Annotated in this window: 14 protein-coding genes and 1 tRNA gene; 9 read left to right on the top strand and 6 right to left on the bottom strand. The window is 67.6% G+C overall.

What is annotated here, in order from left to right:
- Window positions 1-665: transposase (locus JNB_RS21590; RefSeq protein ID WP_040883925.1), on the top strand; the 665-nt coding region annotated here is incomplete at its 5' end.
- Between the two features lie 49 nt (window positions 666-714).
- Here the strand turns inward: JNB_RS21590 and JNB_RS16505 are convergent.
- Entirely contained in the window at window positions 715-2,550 is a 1,836-nt protein-coding gene (locus JNB_RS16505; RefSeq protein WP_050766643.1) for a DEAD/DEAH box helicase, read from the bottom strand.
- A 103-nt stretch (window positions 2,551-2,653) separates the two neighbouring features.
- Here JNB_RS16505 and JNB_RS16500 point away from each other — a divergent pair, with 103 nt between their 5' ends.
- Both JNB_RS16500 and mscL read left to right on the top strand, forming a co-directional pair.
- Window positions 2,654-3,340, top strand: coding sequence for an SAF domain-containing protein (locus JNB_RS16500; protein WP_083784514.1), 687 nt, complete (start codon window positions 2,654-2,656; stop codon window positions 3,338-3,340).
- A 129-nt stretch (window positions 3,341-3,469) separates the two neighbouring features.
- Window positions 3,470-3,838 carry a large conductance mechanosensitive channel protein MscL gene (gene mscL, locus JNB_RS16495; protein ID WP_009777653.1) on the top strand — a complete coding sequence of 123 codons (369 nt, stop codon included), beginning with the start codon at window positions 3,470-3,472 and terminating at the stop codon, window positions 3,836-3,838.
- A gap of 89 nt (window positions 3,839-3,927) precedes the next feature.
- Here mscL and JNB_RS16490 read toward each other — a convergent pair whose 3' ends face one another.
- From JNB_RS16490 to JNB_RS16480, 3 genes are read right to left on the bottom strand one after another with little or no spacing between them, the layout of a single operon-like run.
- Window positions 3,928-4,179 carry a hypothetical protein gene (locus JNB_RS16490; RefSeq protein WP_009777652.1) on the bottom strand — a complete coding sequence of 84 codons (252 nt, stop codon included), beginning with the start codon at window positions 4,177-4,179 and terminating at the stop codon, window positions 3,928-3,930.
- Complete coding sequence (locus tag JNB_RS16485) at window positions 4,176-7,949, bottom strand: AAA domain-containing protein (RefSeq protein ID WP_009777651.1); 3,774 nt, start codon at window positions 7,947-7,949, stop codon at window positions 4,176-4,178. Before JNB_RS16485 ends, JNB_RS16490 begins: the two co-directional genes overlap by 4 nt.
- Before the next feature lie 54 nt (window positions 7,950-8,003).
- Entirely contained in the window at window positions 8,004-9,278 is a 1,275-nt protein-coding gene (locus JNB_RS16480; RefSeq protein WP_009777650.1) for an MFS transporter, read from the bottom strand.
- Between the two features lie 51 nt (window positions 9,279-9,329).
- On the opposite strand from JNB_RS16480, the gene JNB_RS16475 reads away from it, so the two are divergent.
- Window positions 9,330-9,401: transfer RNA gene (locus JNB_RS16475), tRNA-Arg, on the top strand.
- 820 nt (window positions 9,402-10,221) lie between these two features.
- On the opposite strand, the gene JNB_RS21390 is transcribed toward JNB_RS16475, so the two are convergent.
- The gene (locus JNB_RS21390; protein WP_148232480.1) at window positions 10,222-10,617 is read right to left on the bottom strand and encodes a hypothetical protein; all 396 of its coding nucleotides are present in this window, start codon (window positions 10,615-10,617) and stop codon (window positions 10,222-10,224) included.
- A 1,061-nt stretch (window positions 10,618-11,678) separates the two neighbouring features.
- On the opposite strand from JNB_RS21390, the gene JNB_RS16465 reads away from it, so the two are divergent.
- Both JNB_RS16465 and JNB_RS16460 read left to right on the top strand, forming a co-directional pair.
- A complete protein-coding gene (locus tag JNB_RS16465; RefSeq protein WP_009777648.1) occupies window positions 11,679-12,173 on the top strand; it encodes a MarR family winged helix-turn-helix transcriptional regulator in 495 nt (164 codons plus the stop codon).
- A 160-nt stretch (window positions 12,174-12,333) separates the two neighbouring features.
- The gene (locus JNB_RS16460; protein ID WP_040883922.1) at window positions 12,334-12,945 is read left to right on the top strand and encodes a sigma-70 family RNA polymerase sigma factor; all 612 of its coding nucleotides are present in this window, start codon (window positions 12,334-12,336) and stop codon (window positions 12,943-12,945) included.
- Window positions 12,946-13,055: 110 nt separating this feature from the next.
- On the opposite strand, the gene JNB_RS16455 is transcribed toward JNB_RS16460, so the two are convergent.
- Window positions 13,056-13,775, bottom strand: coding sequence for a hypothetical protein (locus JNB_RS16455; protein WP_009777646.1), 720 nt, complete (start codon window positions 13,773-13,775; stop codon window positions 13,056-13,058).
- Between the two features lie 94 nt (window positions 13,776-13,869).
- Between JNB_RS16455 and JNB_RS16450 the strand changes: the two genes are divergently transcribed.
- The 3 genes from JNB_RS16450 to JNB_RS16440 all read left to right on the top strand — a co-directional run bounded on the left by JNB_RS16450 (window position 13,870) and on the right by JNB_RS16440 (window position 17,432).
- On the top strand, window positions 13,870-14,556 hold the full coding sequence (locus JNB_RS16450) for a TetR/AcrR family transcriptional regulator (protein WP_040883920.1): 687 nt from the start codon (window positions 13,870-13,872) through the stop codon (window positions 14,554-14,556).
- 32 nt (window positions 14,557-14,588) lie between these two features.
- On the top strand, window positions 14,589-15,020 hold the full coding sequence (locus JNB_RS16445) for a DUF1801 domain-containing protein (protein WP_009777644.1): 432 nt from the start codon (window positions 14,589-14,591) through the stop codon (window positions 15,018-15,020).
- Between the two features lie 246 nt (window positions 15,021-15,266).
- The gene (locus JNB_RS16440; RefSeq protein WP_009777643.1) at window positions 15,267-17,432 is read left to right on the top strand and encodes a DEAD/DEAH box helicase; all 2,166 of its coding nucleotides are present in this window, start codon (window positions 15,267-15,269) and stop codon (window positions 17,430-17,432) included.
- Window positions 17,433-17,455 lie beyond the last annotated feature (23 nt).

The raw sequence follows: 17,455 nt of genomic DNA, 5'->3' as shown, positions 1-17,455 counted from the left end.
GCCCTGAGCGCACCGCACATCTGACTCATGTCACCTCGGACAGCGCCTCATGGATCGCGAGCCCAGTTGCTGAACATGCCCCGAAAGCGATCCATTGCGCTGACCCGTTCCACATCGTGCAGTGGGCCGGGGACGCCCTGGACGCTTGTCGCCGACAGGTGTGGAATTCCGTGCGGATCCGCCAGAAGCGGGGCAGCGGGGCCGCGACCGGAGCAGGGGTGCCGGTCAAGAACATCATGTGGACCCTGCGGATGAACCCCGACAGGTGGGGCGACCAACACGTCGAGTCAATGTCGTGGCTGGCCGCCACCCACCCCGACCTGCACCGCGCCTGGCAGCTCAAAGAAGCCCTCAGGGCGGTGTTCGCCACCGGTACCGGCAACGACCGCGGCGTGACCGCCATGGAACTGCTCGAGAGTTGGACAGCTCACGCGCTAGCCAGCCAGCTCGAACCCTTCATCGAGCTCGCCCTGAAGATCACTGCGCACCGCAAGACCATCGACGCAGCACTGACCAGCGGCCTGAACAACGCCCTGACCGAGTCAGCGAACAACAAGATCCGCGTCATCACCCGACGCGCCTACGGCTTCCACAACGTCGACGCCCTCATCGCCCTCGCCATGCTCAGCCTCGGGATTTACCGCCCAACCAACCCACACGAATGACAGGAGAGCCCCAATAGGACGGTTGGGGACAGACGGTTGGCAACAGGGGTCAGTAGGCCCGCGGGCCGCCCTTGCGGTGCGGCTTCTTGTCCGGGCGTCCGCCGCGCTCGCTCGACTCGGTGAGCTCGATGAGCTGACCCGAGATCCGCGTGGTGCGCAGGAGATCCCACGTGCCGGCGGGAAGCGTGGCGGGGAGCTCGACGAGTGAGTGGTCCGCACGGATGTCGATGTGGCCGAAGTCCTGCCGGCCGAGTCCGCCCTCGTTGGCGAGAGCTCCGACGATCTGACGGGGCTCCACCTTGTGCCGGCGTCCGACGGCGATCTTGTAGGTCGCCATCGGCACGTTCGAGCCGCGGCGGGCGGGGCGCTCGCCGGAGCCACCCTTGTCGAAGCGGCTTCCACCGCGGTCATCACGACGCGGGCCACGGTCAGAGAAGTCGCGACCGCCCTGAGCGCCACTGTCACGCTCGCGGCGCGGCGGGCGGACCGGGTCGGGTCCGAGAAGCATCGGCTCGTCGCCCTGCAGGACGATGGCCAGTGCTGCGGCCACGTCGGCCTCGGGCACGTCGTGGTTGCGGACATAGTGCGCGATGACGTCGCGGAAGGCGTCGATGTCACTGGACGCGAGCGCCGTCGTGATGCGGTCGTCGAAGCGGCCGAGTCGCGTGGCGTTGATGTCCTCGACCGACGGGAGCTGCATCTCGGTGAGAGTGGTTTTGGTGGCCTTCTCGATCGCCTTGAGCAGGTACTTCTCACGCGGTGTGACGAACGAGATCGCGTCGCCGGAGCGACCGGCGCGGCCGGTGCGACCGATGCGGTGCACATAGGACTCGGTGTCGGTCGGGATGTCGTAGTTCACGACGTGGCTGATCCGCTCGACGTCGAGTCCACGAGCAGCGACATCGGTGGCGACGAGGATGTCGAGCTTGCCGGACTTGAGCTGGGCCACGGTGCGCTCGCGCTGGTTCTGCGCGATGTCGCCGTTGATGGCCGTGGCTGAGAAGCCACGTGCACGCAACTTCTCCGCGAGCATCTCGGTCTCGTTCTTGGTGCGGACGAAGACGATCATGCCCTCGAAGTTCTCGACCTCGAGGATGCGTGTCAGGGCATCGATCTTCTGCGGGTAGGAGCAGAAGAGGTAGCGCTGGGTGATGTTGGGCGCCGTCTCCGTGGTGCGCTCGACGGTGATCTCGAGGGCGTCGGTCAGGTACTTCTTGGAGATCCGGCGGATCTGCGAGGGCATCGTCGCGGAGAAGAGGGCGACGTGCTTCTCGGCGGGGGTGTCGGCGAGGATCGTCTCGACGTCCTCGGCGAAGCCCATCTTGAGCATCTCGTCGGCCTCGTCGAGCACGAGGAAGCGCAGCTCCGACAGGTCGAGCGTGCCCTTCTCGAGGTGGTCCATGATGCGGCCGGGCGTGCCGACGACGATGTGGACGCCACGGCGCAGGGCGCTGAGCTGGACGCCGTAGGCCTGGCCGCCGTAGACAGGCAGGACGTGGACGCCGGGCATGCGGGAGGCGTACTTCTCGAAGGCCTCGCACACCTGGAGCGCGAGCTCACGGGTCGGCGCGAGGACGAGGGCCTGGGGCGTCTTCTGTTTGAGGTCGAGGCGGCTCAGGATGGGCAGCGCGAAGGCCGCCGTCTTGCCGGTTCCGGTCTGTGCGAGACCCACGACGTGGCGCCCCGCAAGCAGTGCGGGGATGGTCGCGGCCTGGATCGGGGACGGCGTTTCGTAGCCCACGTCCTTGAGGGCCCGCAGGACTCTCTCGTCGAGACCGAGGTCGGAAAAGGTGGTTTGTTCGGTCTCTTCGGGGGTCACACTGTCATCGCTCACGTCATGACGGTAGTCGCGCACCCCCCGCCACAGCGAATGACGCGCCTCCATCAGCGCCCGCCGATATCCACAGGCGGCCCCGCAACGGTCCCTTCATCCACAACTTTGGTCTCTCCCCTGCCGTCCTGATCCGACCCGACCTAGCGTCGATCGCATGCCCTTCCTGCGTCTGCCTGCCGTGTCCCGCCCGACCCTTCTCGGGCCTTCGCGACGTGCTCAGTGGCGCCGTTGGGCCCTTCGTCGGGGTGCGTCGGCGGTGTGTGCGGTGGTCGCTGCCCTGCTGCTGGTGGCACTGGTGCGCCCGCCTCCCCCACCGACGACCTCCGCGCTGGTCGCAGCACGGGACCTGCCATCGGGTGCCGTTCTGACGGCGGACGACCTCCGCACCACCCAGATCCGGGGCGAGTCCGACAGCCCGGGCACGGTCGGGGCCGTGGGCCGGGTGCGCGATCTCGTCGGCCGGCTGCTCACCTCGCCCGTGGCGGCCGGAGAGCTCGTCACGACCTCTCGCCTCGTCCCCCGCACCGCCGCCGAGGGCCTGCCGGGCGACACCGTGGCCGCACACGTCCTCCATGCCGACGAACGCTCGCTCGACCTCGTCTCGGCCGGCCAACGGGTCACGCTGTTCGCCGACACCGGCGGTGAGCCGCTCGCGACAGATGTCCTCGTTCTGGGGGTGGACACGCCCGAAACCCCCGCCTTGACCGGATCGTTGCCCACATCGGGCAGCCCTCCACGCGGATTGGTCATCGCCCTGCCGCACACTGCTCTTGACCGCGTCTTCGCAGGTCAGCGTCCGGACGGCGGCCCGCCGCGCGTTCTCACGGTGATTCACCCCTGACCGATGTCGGTCCTGGAGCGCAAGTCACCTGAGTCTGCGGCGCTCAAGGTCATCGGCCAACTTGTACTGTGGCAGCGCTTCGGCGATTGCCGTCGGGCAGCAAGATTTCCGACTGAAAGGACAGAACCCATGAAGGGCTTCAAGGACTTCGTGATGCGCGGCAACCTGGTCGAGCTCGCGGTGGCGTTCGTCATCGCCGGCGCGTTCGGCAAGGTTGTCGAGGCGCTCGTCAACGTCATCATGTCGATCGTCGGCAAGGCCGGCGGCCAGCCGAACTTCGACGCGTGGAAGCCGGCCGAGATCCCCCTCGGCGCCTTCATCACCGCCCTCGTCGGCTTCCTCATCCTCGCCGCCGTCGTCTACTTCTTCGTGGTCAAGCCGTACGCGGCAGCCCAGGCGCGCCTCTTCCCGGCCGAGCCCGACGCCGAGACGGTGGACCCCAACACCGAGCTCCTCAAGGAGATCCGCGACAGCCTCCGCGCGCGTCCCGGTCTCTGACCAGACAGCATCACCCCGGGTCAGTTGACCCACACCGCCACGGGGCGGGAACCAGCCTTCACGCTGGTTCCCGCCCCGTCGTTGGGTGTTCAGTCCCAGTGGGGTGGGCGGTTCTCGCGCAGCCAGCGAGCCGACGCGTCGTCGTCGCCCCGCTCGCCCCAGCCCACGTCGGTGTCGTCCTTGGTCTGGTCGCCCTTGTCGACCTTCCTCTTCGGCGTATGCCGTGTGCTCGCCTTCTCGGCCGGGCTCGCCTCAGCGCCGCTGGGCCGGCTCGAGGTCAGGTCCTTGTCGGAGCCGACTCTCTGGGGAGCGCTCGAAGCGCGACGTGAGCGTCGAGTCACGACCTGCCGCGCTCTGCGAGGTCCTTGATCCTGGCCACGTCGCGGGCCGGGTCGCGGAAGGCGTCGCGGGTCCACACCCGGTGGTGGCGCCAGCCGAGCCGGCCGAGGTGCTCGGCACGCAACCGGTCGCGGTCGCGGGCACTGGACATCGCGGCATACTCCGGTCCGTCGGATTCGACGGCAACGGCGAGCCGGCCGCGGTGGTTCGGGTCCTCGACGGCGAGATCGATGGGATCGGCCGACGAGCCGTAGCGCTCGTGGACGATGAGGCCGCCAGCTCGCAGCCGTCGCGCGAACTCGGCCATGACCACGGACTGTGCCGGGAGGGCAACGCCTTCGCCGTCCGCTGCCGACTCGGCACCAGCAACAGGCCCGGTGGGAGTGGCAGTGGTCGCGGCCGCCGCGTGCGCCAGGTAGTCGCGGAGCATGAGGGCCCCGCGCGCCTTGAGGCGTTGCGGGTCGAGTTCGTCGGCGCCGATCGAGGAGACGACCGTCATCCGCTTCTTGGCCCGGGTGATGGCGACGTTGAGGCGTCGCTCGCCGCCCTCGATGTTGAGCGGGCCGAAGCGGTGCAGCACCCGGCCGTGCGGGGTCTTGCCGTAGCCGACCGACAGGATGATGGCGTCGCGCTCATCACCCTGGACGCGCTCGAGGTTCTTGATGAAGAAGCGCTCGTGGACGTCCTCCTTGAAGAAGGCCGCCGTCTGCGCGTCGAGGCCCTGCAGGGCCCGTCGCACCGCATCGTCGAGGCGCTGGGTGTGCGCCAGCCCGAGGGCGATGACTCCCAGGCTCTCTCCCGGCCGCTTCTGGGCGTGCTCGATGACCAGCTCGACGACCCGCTCGACCTCGGCCTGCGTGGTCTCGACGCTCCCGGCGGCCTCAGCCACGACTCCGGCACCGTCGACGAGTTCGTGACGAAGCACCGGCGCAGCACCGGCGCCGGGGAAGGTGACGAGCGAACCGTCGTAGACGTGCTCGTTGGCGAACGCGATGAGCCGCTCATCCTGTGAGCGGTAGTGCCAGTTGAGTCGTCGACTCGGCAGCGTCGCCGCCATGACATCGAGCACCGACTCGACTCCCTCGGTGAGGGAGTCGTCCGGCGTGGCGTCGCCGATGTCGGTCACGGTGGTGAAGAAGGAGGTCGGTGGCAGCTGCTTCGCGTCACCGGCGAGGACGACCTGACGCGCGCGTGAGATCGCGGAGACGGCTTCGGCCGGCGGGATCTGGGAGGCCTCGTCGAAGACGACGACGTCGAACCAGATGCCAGGCGGCAGGACGGACGCGACGACGAGCGGGCTCATGACCCAGCAGGGGCGGACCGCCGTGAGCAACTCGCCGGTGGCGGGCAGCAGGTCTCGCAGCGAGCGGTGTCGGCGGGACTTGGCACCCTCGGCCCGGATGAGGCTTTCGTACTCCGGCGCGTCGGTGAGGATGCGATCGACGTTGGCGCGCACGGCCGCGCGAACGCGACCAGCATTCTGCCGCAACACTTCCCGGTCCGCAGTGGCGAACTCGCCCACGGTGCGACGCAGGTCCTCACCGTCGTGTGCACCGACCCGCGGGTCGCGCAGGGCGATATCGTCGAGCACCGAGCTCCACCAGACGAAGTCGGCTTCGCCGGCGACGCGGTCGGCGGCCACGCCACGGGTGGAGAGGTCGTCGAGCAGCGGGCCGAGCCCGGCGTCGCGCATCGACTCGACGGGTCCGATGACCGACGGCAGCACGGCGAGCCGCTCGGGAGCATCGGCGAGGGACTGCAGGCGCGCGCTGAGTTCGTCGCGCGGGACGTCGTGCAGGGAGGGCGCGCCCTCGGTGGTCGGCACGCGCTCGTCGAGCCAGGTCAGGTCGACGGACAGAGCGGCATACGCCGTCGTCGCACGGTCGAGATCGGACGGCATCTCGGGGCGGCCACCGGCCCCGGCCATCTGCTTCCAGGCACTGCGCTGCTCGTTGGCGGCGAGCAGTGCCGCGTGGAGATCGGCCGGCGGACGGCCGGGACGGACGTAGCGACGCACCTGCTTCCTGAGACCGCGCCGCTCCCACCATCCGAGGTCGGCGCCGACGGAGGACCGGTATGCCGCCGTGCCCGTCGCCGCGACGAAGTCGCCGAGTGGGACGTCGAAGATCTCGGGCCGGAAGGTCTCCAGGGTGTCGCGGACCTGCGAGACGGTGTCGAGGATGTGGCCCCAGTCGCGCACAGTGACGGAGTCGGGCAGGCGCAGGCCGGTGAAGACGTCGGCCAGCGTCGTGCCGACGGCGGAGATGCCGTCACCGGACCAGCGTTCGACGAGCTCGCGAGCGCGCACGGCCTCGTCGGGGGTGCGCACCGTCGCGCCGAACCAGGGGTCGCTGGCGTGGTCGGTGCGCCAGGCCCCGAGCGACGCGATGCGGGTCAGCTCGCGGGTGAGCACCTCGTAGCGCTCGCGTGGCAGCGACTGCAGGGCTTCGCCACGGACGCGCACCTTGGAGTGCGGTGGGTGTTCACTGACCCCGAGCGCGCTGATGGCCTCTTGGACGTCGTGCACCGAGACGCCCCAGGGGTGGCGCGCCTCGTGCATGGCATCGCGGTGCTCGCGCAGGGTCGAGGCGGCGGCGCGCAGCCGGTCGACATCGCGACCGGGAGGGTCGGCCGGCTTGGCCGAGCGACCGGGAAGGGCGTCGGCAAGTTCGGTGGCGATGCGGCGGCGCCCGCGGGCGCCATCGTGGAGGTCGAGGACGAGGTCGGCCAGACCGACGCGATCGAGGCGCCCGACGACGGCGTCGATGGCGGCGCGCTTCTCGGCGACGAACAGGACCCGCTTGCCGTCGGCCGCGAGGGCGGCGACGAGGTTGGCGATCGTCTGGGACTTGCCGGTCCCGGGAGGGCCGTGGATCACGAGGTGCGCGCCGGAACGGGCCGCCTCGATGGCCTCCTGCTGTGAGGAGTCCGCGTCGAGGACGAGCAGGCCCTGGGCCGGGTCGGGCACGCTGTCGGCGGGCCGGGACGGTAGCTCGTGGCGTACGGAGCGCAGGGACGTCGGGTCACCGGCCATGGCTGCGATGACGTCGTGGTCGGCGAGGGCATCGCCCTGCGCGGCGAGGTCGGCGACCATCGGCAGCTTGGCGTAGGAGAACGTGCCGAGCACGATCCGCGGCGTCACCTCGAAATCAGGAACGTTCGCGCACGCCTGCGTCAGGGCGGCATACGCCGGGTAGGGGTCGAACCCGCCCGACGTGTGGGTCAAGGCCTCGAGCTTCTCGGAGTCGATCGACAGACCCTGCTCCGAGGTGAGGTAGTGCTCGAGCACCGGGTTGAACTCGATCTCGTCGCCGAGGTCCAGCTCGTAGTCGTCGTGCTGCGGCGTCGTGGGTCGCAGCGTGCAGCTGCGCAGGAGGACGGGCGCGGCGGGCTGGCGTGCAGCGGCGGCGGCCTTGCCCCGTCCGAGGCTCCACGTCGCCATCCCCACGGCGACGAAGCCGGTGTCGATGCCGCGCTCCTCGCGCAGTTCGCGCGTCTTGCCGGCGATGGTGCGGGCCCGTCGGCGCGCTTCGTCGAAGGCCGCCGGTTCGCGCACGAGGTCCGAGAGCCGCGTGGGTCGCCCGGCGAGGAGCATCGAGACTCCCCCGGGGTGCGCGGTCGTCAGGTCGAGGGTGCCGGTGGGGAGGTCGCGATACCAGAGCAGGGTGTTGCGCCCGCCCAGGTCGACGAGGTGCCTGGTCCACCCGGCTACTGCGTGGCGGACTCGCTCGGTCCGCGAGTCGATCTCTGACTGCGGTCCGATGTCACTCACCTCAGCAGGCTAACAACGACGAGTGGGTATGCCGTGCCGCACTCGGCGCGCGTCTCACCTGTGCTGTTCGGTCGGGTCGCGCAGGACGAGCGCGGCTGCGCCGATCGCGAGCGCGATGACGAGGCAGGCCAGCGCGAGGGCGTGGAAACTCGCCTTGTCGACGACGACCCCGGCCAGGGCGCCGCCGAGCCCGGCGGCCAGTCCCATGACGAGGTCACTCGCACCTTGGGCACCGGGCCGCTCGGCGGTGGGTACTGCACTCGTCAGCAGCGTCGAGCCGGACACGAGGGTGCAGGACCACCCCAGCCCGAGGAGGAAGAGGGCGATGAGCAGCCGCGTCGAGTTGCCCATGGGCGCCGTCGACGCGAGCAGGGTGGCGACGACGAGGATGCCCGATCCCACCATCGCGACGACGCGGCCACCGAGTCGGTCGACCGCCATTCCGGTGAGTGGGGAGAAGGCGAACATCCCGAGGATGTGCATGCTGATGACGAACCCGATGATCGTCAGATCCGCGTGGCCGTGGCGCATGTGCAGCGGCGTCATGACCATGACGCTCACCATCGTCACGTGACCCAGGGCGAGGGTGATTAGCCCGAGCAAAGCCTTGGGGCGCGCGGTGATGACGCGGAGGCCGCGGCCGATGGAGCCGTGCGTCCGGCCGGAGGCACTCGGGTCGGCGACGGTGAGCCGACGGCGGGCCTCAATGAGGGGGTCGGGCCGAAGTCGCCAGATGAGGACGGCGATGGCCAGCAGCAGGCCGATCAGCGAGAAGACGAAAGGTCCCGTGAGGCGTGGGATGCCGAGCCACTGTGAGACGGGCTCGCTCGGCCCGACGAGGTTCGGCCCCAGGACGCTGCCGATCGTCGTGGCCCACACGACCAGGCTCAGGTCACGCCCACGGTGAGCCGGGTCCGCAAGGTCGGCAGCGGCATACCTTGCCTGGTTGTTGGAGGCAGTCGAGCCGCCGAAGAGCAGGCTCGCCACGAGCAGCAGGGCGAAGCTGCCGACGACGCCGGCGGCGATGAGTCCGAGCGCCCCGACGAACGACAACGCGTAGCCAAGGACGAGCCCAGGTCGCCTCCCCCGCGCGGCGCTGAGGCGCGCGAGGGGCACGGCGATGAGGGCAGATCCGATGACCTGGAAGGTTGACCCGAGGCCTGCATAGGTCGGTGAGCCGGACACCTGCTCGGCGAGCAGCGCACCCACAGCGACCCCGCTCGCGAGCGAGACACCACCGAGGATCTGCGACATCGACAAAGTGGCGACCGTGCGCCGCTGCACCGAATCGCGCCGCGTCGTCGCGTCTGCGTGGTCTGGTGCCGTCACCCGCGCGAGTATGCCGTCCTCTAGTCTGGTCGCGGCCTCCGGGCCCTTCCCGCCCTCGTAGCTCAGGGGAAGAGCACTTCTCTCCTAAAGAAGGTGTCGGCAGTTCGAATCTGCCCGAGGGCACCCGCGTCTGACCTGCACAAATGTGCACAACGACCACGCAGCCGAAACCGCTCCATAGCTCGTATGGCCGGATTTTGGCCGGACGGCGCGACGGGTTGAATAGGTAAGTCGCGCAGGTTTGGATCTGCTTGCCCAAACATCCGGTGGTTTAGTCAGACCACTCACCACGGGTAGGCAGCTTGGAAGGTATGAATCGAGTGAGTGTCGAGAGTGCGAATCCAAGTAGTGCCATCGTCAATGTTTGGACACATGGTGGCTTGAGACGAATTCGGGGTACAGATCGATTCGCTGTCTGAAAAGTGTCCGACCCATGAGGATGCGTGGCCGAATTCGTGTGACGTTGTGGAGTATAAGTCGACGTAAGAAGATCCAATAGTCCCAGCAGTCCCCGTATACCAAGGTGTGCCTGCTGCATCAATGGACATCTGAAATTTACTGGTGCCTATCGATGTCGACGTGCAAAGACGGGTGTAGGCGACAAAGGCAGGGCTTAGATAATCAATATCTCGCCAGTAAATTCCGTTAAAGGTCGACGAACACGGTGAATCGAAGTTTCCCGTGGCAGTGGTTGCTCCCGCATTCTGAAACCGTGGCGTGGCGCCATCGAATATGGCATTCCACTGATTTGCTCCGTAATTAATACCGCTGGTGTATGCGGTGCTCGGGAAGCCCGATCGAACATAGAAGTGGATCAAGTTTCCGTTGCTCCACTTCCCTGTTGTGTAAAAGGTGCTCGGCGTATGTGCCGAAGCTTCGCTCGCGACCCCGAAAGAGAATGTCGTCACAAAGGCGACTATTGCCCACTTCAGCAACCGCGCGCTCATGAACATTCAATCTCAGATTCGATAATCCATTTTCCCTTGATGCTAACGGTGTGGCCGGAAGCAATTGTCGTGCCATTCTTGTCTAGAAGTAGGATCTGCATCGACCCGTCATCATTGGGGGTGAATTTATGGTCTGTGACTTGTCGACCGTCAAGGGTTTGGTCGAGCTTTCGCCCCCTCCACTCTTTCGCAACCTCCTCGACGGAACGTTCAGGCGACTTATCCATCGCCGACTCGCGGATGAGGCCCTGACCAACGACCATGTCGCCTGGGCACGAGACCGACTCCCCAGAACCACTGAGTGCGGGGCCAGCTGCGGCGCCGGCCACCAACCCGAGGCCTGCGCAGGTCGCAATCGAGCCCACTCCTACCCAAAACTTCCAACTCTTCATGAGGTCCCCTTCGTTGGGTGACATGTTCCTCGCACTCGGACCCGTCGTCAATGGGCCTCACGGCGTCATACTTTTTCGCAACAGTGAACTACGGCCGTGGGCGTCGACGCCGGTCCGACCTTCGTCCTCCACGTCGCAAATGAGTCCACCCTTCCAATCACCAACGTCCGCGTGGTTGTTCATCCAGCCGACTATGAGTTGGAGCCAGAAGGAGCCCGACGATTCTTTCCTCTCCTGGCACCCGGTCAGAGCAGGACAACGAAGATGACCTGGTTGCCGCGGGACACGGAGATGCCGAGGAGTCACCAGGAGCTCCCGGTCATGTCCTTCAGGGACGCACAAGGCAATAGGTGGTACCGCAACGAGTTGGGCAAGCTGACGCCACATAAGCCCGGTACGGCCCCAGCAGACTGGATGGATGCTGAGAGCCATCCCGAAGACTCCAAGGCCGTTGGGTGGGGCATCGACTAGTGGTTTCGCGTGGCCGGATACTGGCCGGACACTCACCCAAAGCAGCAGGTCTGACAATCTCAGGTTCGTGCGATTCCATGCACTCAGGACGGTTGCCACGACATCGCTAGGCAGCCCCGCAGAGCCTCCTAAAGAAGGTGTCGCGTGTTCGAATCACGCCGAGGGCACCACGGCTGACCTGAGGAAACGCGGCCAGGTGAACGCCTGACAGGCACGGCGCACACCTCGCCGACGTCCCACCGCGGTCATCTATGAGGGACCTCCCGCACGGTCTTTGGCAAAGCCCTCACTTCCCTTCAGCTGGCTGGCCTTCGGTTGGACTACTACGTGTCGCGGTGTGCCGGAACGGATCCGTCGCCACTCATATGGCCACACGTCCGCCTACCCACAGGGCACCCGCGTATTCCTCAACAGGCTCGTACCCCAGCACCCGGAGCTCACGAGGGGGCCATGGCGCCTGGGGCTCGGCAACGCACTGACCGCAGAGACTCGTCGCAACAATTTGTCGTTCCTCAAGGACTTGATGTGCCAAACCCAAGACGAAATACATCACGCGTGATACTTTTCCCGGGAAGGGAGCGCCAGACCACATGAGCACATCGACGAACCTGCGACTGGATGACCAGTTGTGCTTCGCTCTGTACGCAGCGACGAACGCGATCACCCGGGCCTATCGCCCCCTGCTCGAGGCGGTTGGCCTCACGTACCCGCAGTACCTCGTGATGATGGTCCTGTGGGAGCGAGACTCCCAGCCCATCCATGAGATCGCGTCGCGACTGAATCTCGCCTCGCACGCGGTGACCCCCATCGTGCGCCGTCTCGAATCGGCCGGTCTTGTCACCCGGACTCGGATCGGCACTGACCGCCGCGTGGTCACCGTCACCTTGACCCCGGAGGGCACACACGCGGAATCCGCGGCCTCCGCAGCCCAGTTCAACGTCGTAGACCAAACCACGCTGTGCGGAACCGAACTCACCGAAATACGCGACGACCTTCGCGACCTGGTGTCCCGCATGAACAGCACATCTGCGGGCGAGGCTCAGACCACTCAGCCGATGGGTGGCAGCAAAACACAACCGGGTTAGCGCCGTTCATCCTTGATCGGCATCCGACCCACAAATGTCCCACCCGCCCGGACCCCGTAAGCGGTGACGGCACCTACACCGTCCACATACCGTTTCACCGCCCGCCCAGAAGAGGTCCAATCGTGCGAACGCCCACTCCCCGCGACGTCCGCGCCTGCAGATGATTGACTCGCAGCCACTACGGGCATCGGCTTCAGCGCTCGGTGGCGACACCATCGACGATCTATCCGATTTGTTGCGGCGTTCGGCCGTGGGCGATGAGCCGGCGTTCGCGCGGCTCTACCAGGTCGTTGCGCCCCGCCTGTACGGCTTGGCACTGCGCATCTTGCGCGAGAACAGCCACGCCGAGGAGGTCACCCAGGAGGCATTTGTGGCCATCTGGAGCACCAGCGCCCAATACGACCCCGCTCGAGGCAGTGCCATGGGCTGGATGCTCACCATCGTCCACCGTCGAGCTGTCGACCGCGTGCGCAGCACCCAGTCGGCGACCCGACGGAACGACGCCTGGACCCAGCAACACCCGAACTCGACCGGCATGCACGCGACCTACGAAGCCGCCCATGCCTCGATCGAGGGTGAACGTGTCCGAGCCGCACTGAGGTCCCTTCCGGCCAAGCAACGCACGGCCATCTTTTTGGCCTACTTCGCTGGTCAGACCCACACACAGGTCGCAACCACGCTGGGCATCCCGCACGGCACTGCCAAGACCCGGATCCGCGACGGACTCCGCGCACTCGCCAACACTCTCGCCACCTCTGCCGCATCCGGGTAAACGGCGACCGTGAAGCGTCGGGGGTTTGGACTATCCGTCGGGGACGGGCCGCGTGAGCGGCGGTGGGTCGCCTGTGTCGAGGTCGATGCCGGATCCGTCGCGTGTTCGAATCACGCCGAGGGCACCACGTCTGAACGCGACCGAATGAGGCGCACGCCGGTCGCGACCAGCCAGACGAGCCAGGCGGCGAAACCCAGGAGTCCGACGAAGAGCAGCGGTGAGCCGCCGGCGATGGCGAGGTTGCCGACCCCCGCTGCGAGCAGCAGGCTCCCACCCACCAGGCCCAGCGGTCGCTGCCAAGGCGGAGTCAACCCGCTCGCGTGCGTGGCGAGGGCCTCGCCCATGAAGGTGGTGCCGATCATCGGCAGCGCCATCGCGAACGCTGCCGCGTGAACCTGCCAGACGAGCTCGAACGCAGCCGTCGGCTCGACGAGCCCGCTGGCGGAGAGCGCGAGACCGACCTGCAGGACATTGACCAGCACAAGGATGGCCGACAGCGCCGCGCCAGCGGCCAGGGCGAGGCGCGTCCAGTTGGCACCCGCTCCCCCTCGCCGCTCCACGAGACCGTGCAGGCCCGCACCGAACACGAGCAGCAGCGGCAGATACAAAGCCACCAGACCGGACGCGATCGCGACCGCACTGCGGTTGGCCGCGTAATAGGCCAGAACGTCCTCGATCGGGTCGCTGAAGGCCGGCGCGCCCGTTGCCGCCAGCACCGCGTTCTCGATCACCACCAACACCGCGAACACGACCGCGGCAGCGCCGACGAGCCGGACTGGTGCGAGCGAACTGCGGGCTGGCGTGGTGGCTGTGTCCTGCGGTGGTCTCATGTCGTGCTCCTCTGACTCGTACGCTGTACGTCGTACGCCGTACTATGGCCGTACGCTGTACGGTTGTCAAGACGTTCGAGGAGCGAGGAGACCCGTGTCGGTCAGGAAGCAACCCCAGGTCGCGCCAGACGCGGGGCTGAGCAAGCAGCGGGTGGTGGTCGAGGCGATCCGGCTCGCCGACCGCGAGGGCGTCGACGGGCTGAGCATGCGCCGGCTGGCAGGCGCGCTCGGCGCCGGTGCGATGTCCCTCTACCACTACGTGGCGAACAAGGAGGAGCTGCTGGACGCCATGATCGACGTCGTGTTCGAGGAGATCGAGCTCCCGGCTGATGGGGCCGACTGGCAGTCGGCGATGCGACAGCGGACGGAATCCGCCCGACAGGTTCTCGCACGCCACCCGTGGGCGATCGGTCTCATGGAGTCGCGGACATCGCCTGGACCCGCACACCTCCGCCACCGCGAAGCGGTCACCGCCTGCCTGCGGAGGGCTGGCTTCTCGGTCGTGATGGCAACGCACGCCAACTGGTTGCTCGACGCCTACCTCTACGGGTACGCACTGCAGGCAGCCAGCCTGCCGTTCGACACCGCCGATGAGTTCGTGGACATGGCCGAGGACGTCTTCCTGCCCCAACTTCCGCCTGACGAGTTCCCCTACCTCAACGAGTCTGCCGCGGCGCTCGTCGCTGCCGGCTACGACCCGGCAGGCGAGTTCATCTTCGGCCTCGACCTCGTCCTGGCCGCCCTCGAGCCCCTGAGAGCGTCCGCACAGCCAGAGTCATGAGGGCTGTCGCAGGTCCCTGGCATCCTGCCTTCATGGACATCTCTGAGCAGGTCGAGGCCTACCTCGTCGGTCTGCCCGAGCCCAAGCAGGCCGACCTCCGACAGGTGCACGCTCGGATGCTGTCGGACTTCCCGGACTCGAGGCTGTGGTTCACCGACGGCACCAATGAGGAGGGCAAGGTCGTCGCCAACCCCAACATTGGCTACGGCGTCTTCGCCCTGACCTATGCCGACGGGTCCTCGCGGGAGTTCTATCGCGTCGGCATGAGCGCCAACTCGTCCGGCATCTCGGTCTACGTGCTCGGCCTCGACGACAAGACCTACCTGTCGCGCACCTACGGCGCCGAGATCGGGAAGGCCAGCGTCACTGGCTACTGCATCAAGTTCACCCGACTCTCGGCCATCGACGCCGACGTCCTGCACGCGGCGATGAGCCACGGCATGACCATCGATCACACCGCCTGAGAGGCGACTCACGAAACCGCTGACCGGACGCCACACCCGTTGTGCGCCCGGAGCACGTACTCTTGACCCGTGTCCCGCCGCCTGGCGAGGATGCATCCGCGACACGGGGCCGGGGCTTGATCCTCGGCACGCGTGCACGCTGGCCCGATATGCCGAGTTCTCGGCGTGGCCACGTCGCCTCTCGCACGGTGGTCTCGGCGCCGGTTTCGGCGTCACATCGTGTCCCGACTCAGGAGAAGGAACCGCTTGGCACAGCGAGCTCCCCGCCGCGCAGGCGCGCAGCGCACCACGCAGCGCGACCGGCAGCATCCCCGCGCGCGGGACACCGAGGGCATCATCCCGATCCTGGCGAAGACCATCCGCCAGGTCGAAGCCGCTGGGCGCGGAGGCAAGGTCAAGCCGAACGGCCGCACGGCATACCAGGTGGTCGCCCTCCTCATGCGTGAGGAACGGGCGCGCGTCAAGGCGGACACGACGATCATCGAGGCCGAGCGCGCCGCAGGGCTGACCCGACTCGATGGCATCGCCACGATCCTGGCCAAGATGGCCGCGCGCGACACCTCGCTGCTGGCCCTGCTGGCCGACGGCGCAGTTGTGCCGTCCCACGCGGTGAGCCTCAAGAACGACCTCCTTCGCGCTGGCGGACGCGAACCCGAGCCGGAGGCCGAGCCCGAACCGCAGGCTCCCGCCGAGCTCGCCGGATCGTCGCGTCGCGTCGTCCCCCAGACGGTCATCGCCCGCCAGCTCGCGAACCCCTTCCTCGCACCGGACTTCTCCTCGGTGCCGGCACGTCGCCCGATCACCGGCCGCCTCAGTGACTGGGAGCTGCTGAACCCGTTGTTCCGCGCGTTCGAGTACGGCGGAGATGCAACGTGTATGCCGTTGCCCGAGCCTTCACATTCCCCGCACGGCATCCGCGGACTGGAGCTCATGCACCACCAGGCCCAGGTTGTGGCAGCGGCCGCGAATGGCCACCGCACCTTCCTGCTCGCCGACGAGCCGGGGCTCGGCAAGACCGCGCAGGCGCTTCTCGCTGCCGACGCCGCGAACGCCTTCCCCCTGCTCGTCGTCGTCCCCAACGTCGTCAAGGCGAACTGGGCGCACGAGGCCGAGTTGTGGACCCCTCGCCGGGCCGCAACGGTCGTCCACGGCGACGGCGAGAAGCTCGACGGCTTCGCCGACATCGTCATCGTCAACTACGAGATCCTCGACCGGCACGCAGGCTGGCTGGGTAACCACGGCTTCCGTGGCATGGTCGTCGACGAGGCTCACTTCATCAAGAACAAGTCGTCGCAGCGCTCGCAGCACGTGCTTGAGGTGTCGGAGAAGATCCGGGAGCGCACGAGCAACGCCCTCTTCATGGCCCTCACGGGTACGCCGCTCATCAACGACATCGAGGACTTCCGGGCCATCTGGCAGTTCCTCGGGTGGATCGACGCCAAGAAGCCCCGGCACGCCCTCATGGCCGCCCTCGAGGACACTCGCCTCACGCCGGCCGATCCCGGCTTTTATGGCGCCGCCCGCACCAGCGTCATCGACCTCGGGATCGTGCGACGCCGCAAGGTCGACGTCGCCTCCGACATCCCGGCCCGCCGCGTGGCGGACCTGCCGGTCGAGCTCGACGACGAGGCCGGCCGCTCGATCCGGGCCGCCGAGCAGGAGCTGACGCGACGCCTCGTCGCTCGCTACGAGTCCGCCCTGGCTGCCCGCAAGACCCCCCCGGTCACCCTGGGCGTCGACCACGACCTGGTCCGCAAGGTCGCCGAGTGGGAACGCAAGAACAACGGTGCCAGCAAGACCGGCGGCAACGTGTTCACGGTGATGCGCAAGATCGGTCAGGCCAAGGCTGGCCTCGCCGCCGACTACGCCGGCCAGCTCGCCCGAAGCGTCGGCAAGGTCGTGCTGTTCGCCAAGCACATCGACGTCATGGACGTCGCCGAGCAGACCTTCGCCAAGCGGGGCATCGGCTACGCCTCGATCCGCGGGGACCAGACGCCCAAGGTGCGCAAGGCCAACATCGAAGCCTTCCTCACCGACCCCGAGATCTCCGTCGTGGTGTGCTCGCTCACCGCTGCCGGTGTCGGGCTCAACCTCCAGGTCGCCTCCAACGTCGTGCTCGCCGAACTCTCCTGGACCTCGGCCGAGCAGACCCAGGCCATCGACCGCGTGCACCGCATCGGGCAGACCGAGCCGGTCACGGCGTGGCGCATCATCGCGGCGCAGACGATCGACTCCCGCCTCGCAGAGCTCATCGACGACAAGGCAGGGCTCGCAGCGCGGGCGCTGGACGGCTCCGACGAAGAGGTCGGCTCCTCGGCCGACGTCCAGCTCGAAGCCCTCATGTCACTCCTGACCGAGGCACTGCAAGCCCCTGACTACGGGTTCAACGAAAGCCCGCTCGCCGCCAACTGAGCTCGGCCCCCCGACGTACGTAG

It is taken from the genome of Janibacter sp. HTCC2649, assembly GCF_000152705.1.
Lineage (GTDB): Bacteria > Actinomycetota > Actinomycetes > Actinomycetales > Dermatophilaceae > Knoellia.
Note: the sequence above shows the minus strand (reverse complement) of the source record. Positions and strands in the feature narration are given on the sequence as shown.

Coding starts and splice junctions, on each gene's coding strand:
- JNB_RS16500 (WP_083784514.1), top strand. CDS start 2,654: ATGCCCTTCCTGCGTCTGCCTGCCGTGTCCCGCCCGACCCTTCTCGGG.
- JNB_RS21390 (WP_148232480.1), bottom strand. CDS start 10,617: ATGAAGAGTTGGAAGTTTTGGGTAGGAGTGGGCTCGATTGCGACCTGC.
- JNB_RS16445 (WP_009777644.1), top strand. CDS start 14,589: ATGGACATCTCTGAGCAGGTCGAGGCCTACCTCGTCGGTCTGCCCGAG.
- JNB_RS16465 (WP_009777648.1), top strand. CDS start 11,679: ATGAGCACATCGACGAACCTGCGACTGGATGACCAGTTGTGCTTCGCT.
- mscL (WP_009777653.1), top strand. CDS start 3,470: ATGAAGGGCTTCAAGGACTTCGTGATGCGCGGCAACCTGGTCGAGCTC.
- JNB_RS16455 (WP_009777646.1), bottom strand. CDS start 13,775: ATGAGACCACCGCAGGACACAGCCACCACGCCAGCCCGCAGTTCGCTC.
- JNB_RS16460 (WP_040883922.1), top strand. CDS start 12,334: ATGATTGACTCGCAGCCACTACGGGCATCGGCTTCAGCGCTCGGTGGC.
- JNB_RS16505 (WP_050766643.1), bottom strand. CDS start 2,550: ATGGAGGCGCGTCATTCGCTGTGGCGGGGGGTGCGCGACTACCGTCAT.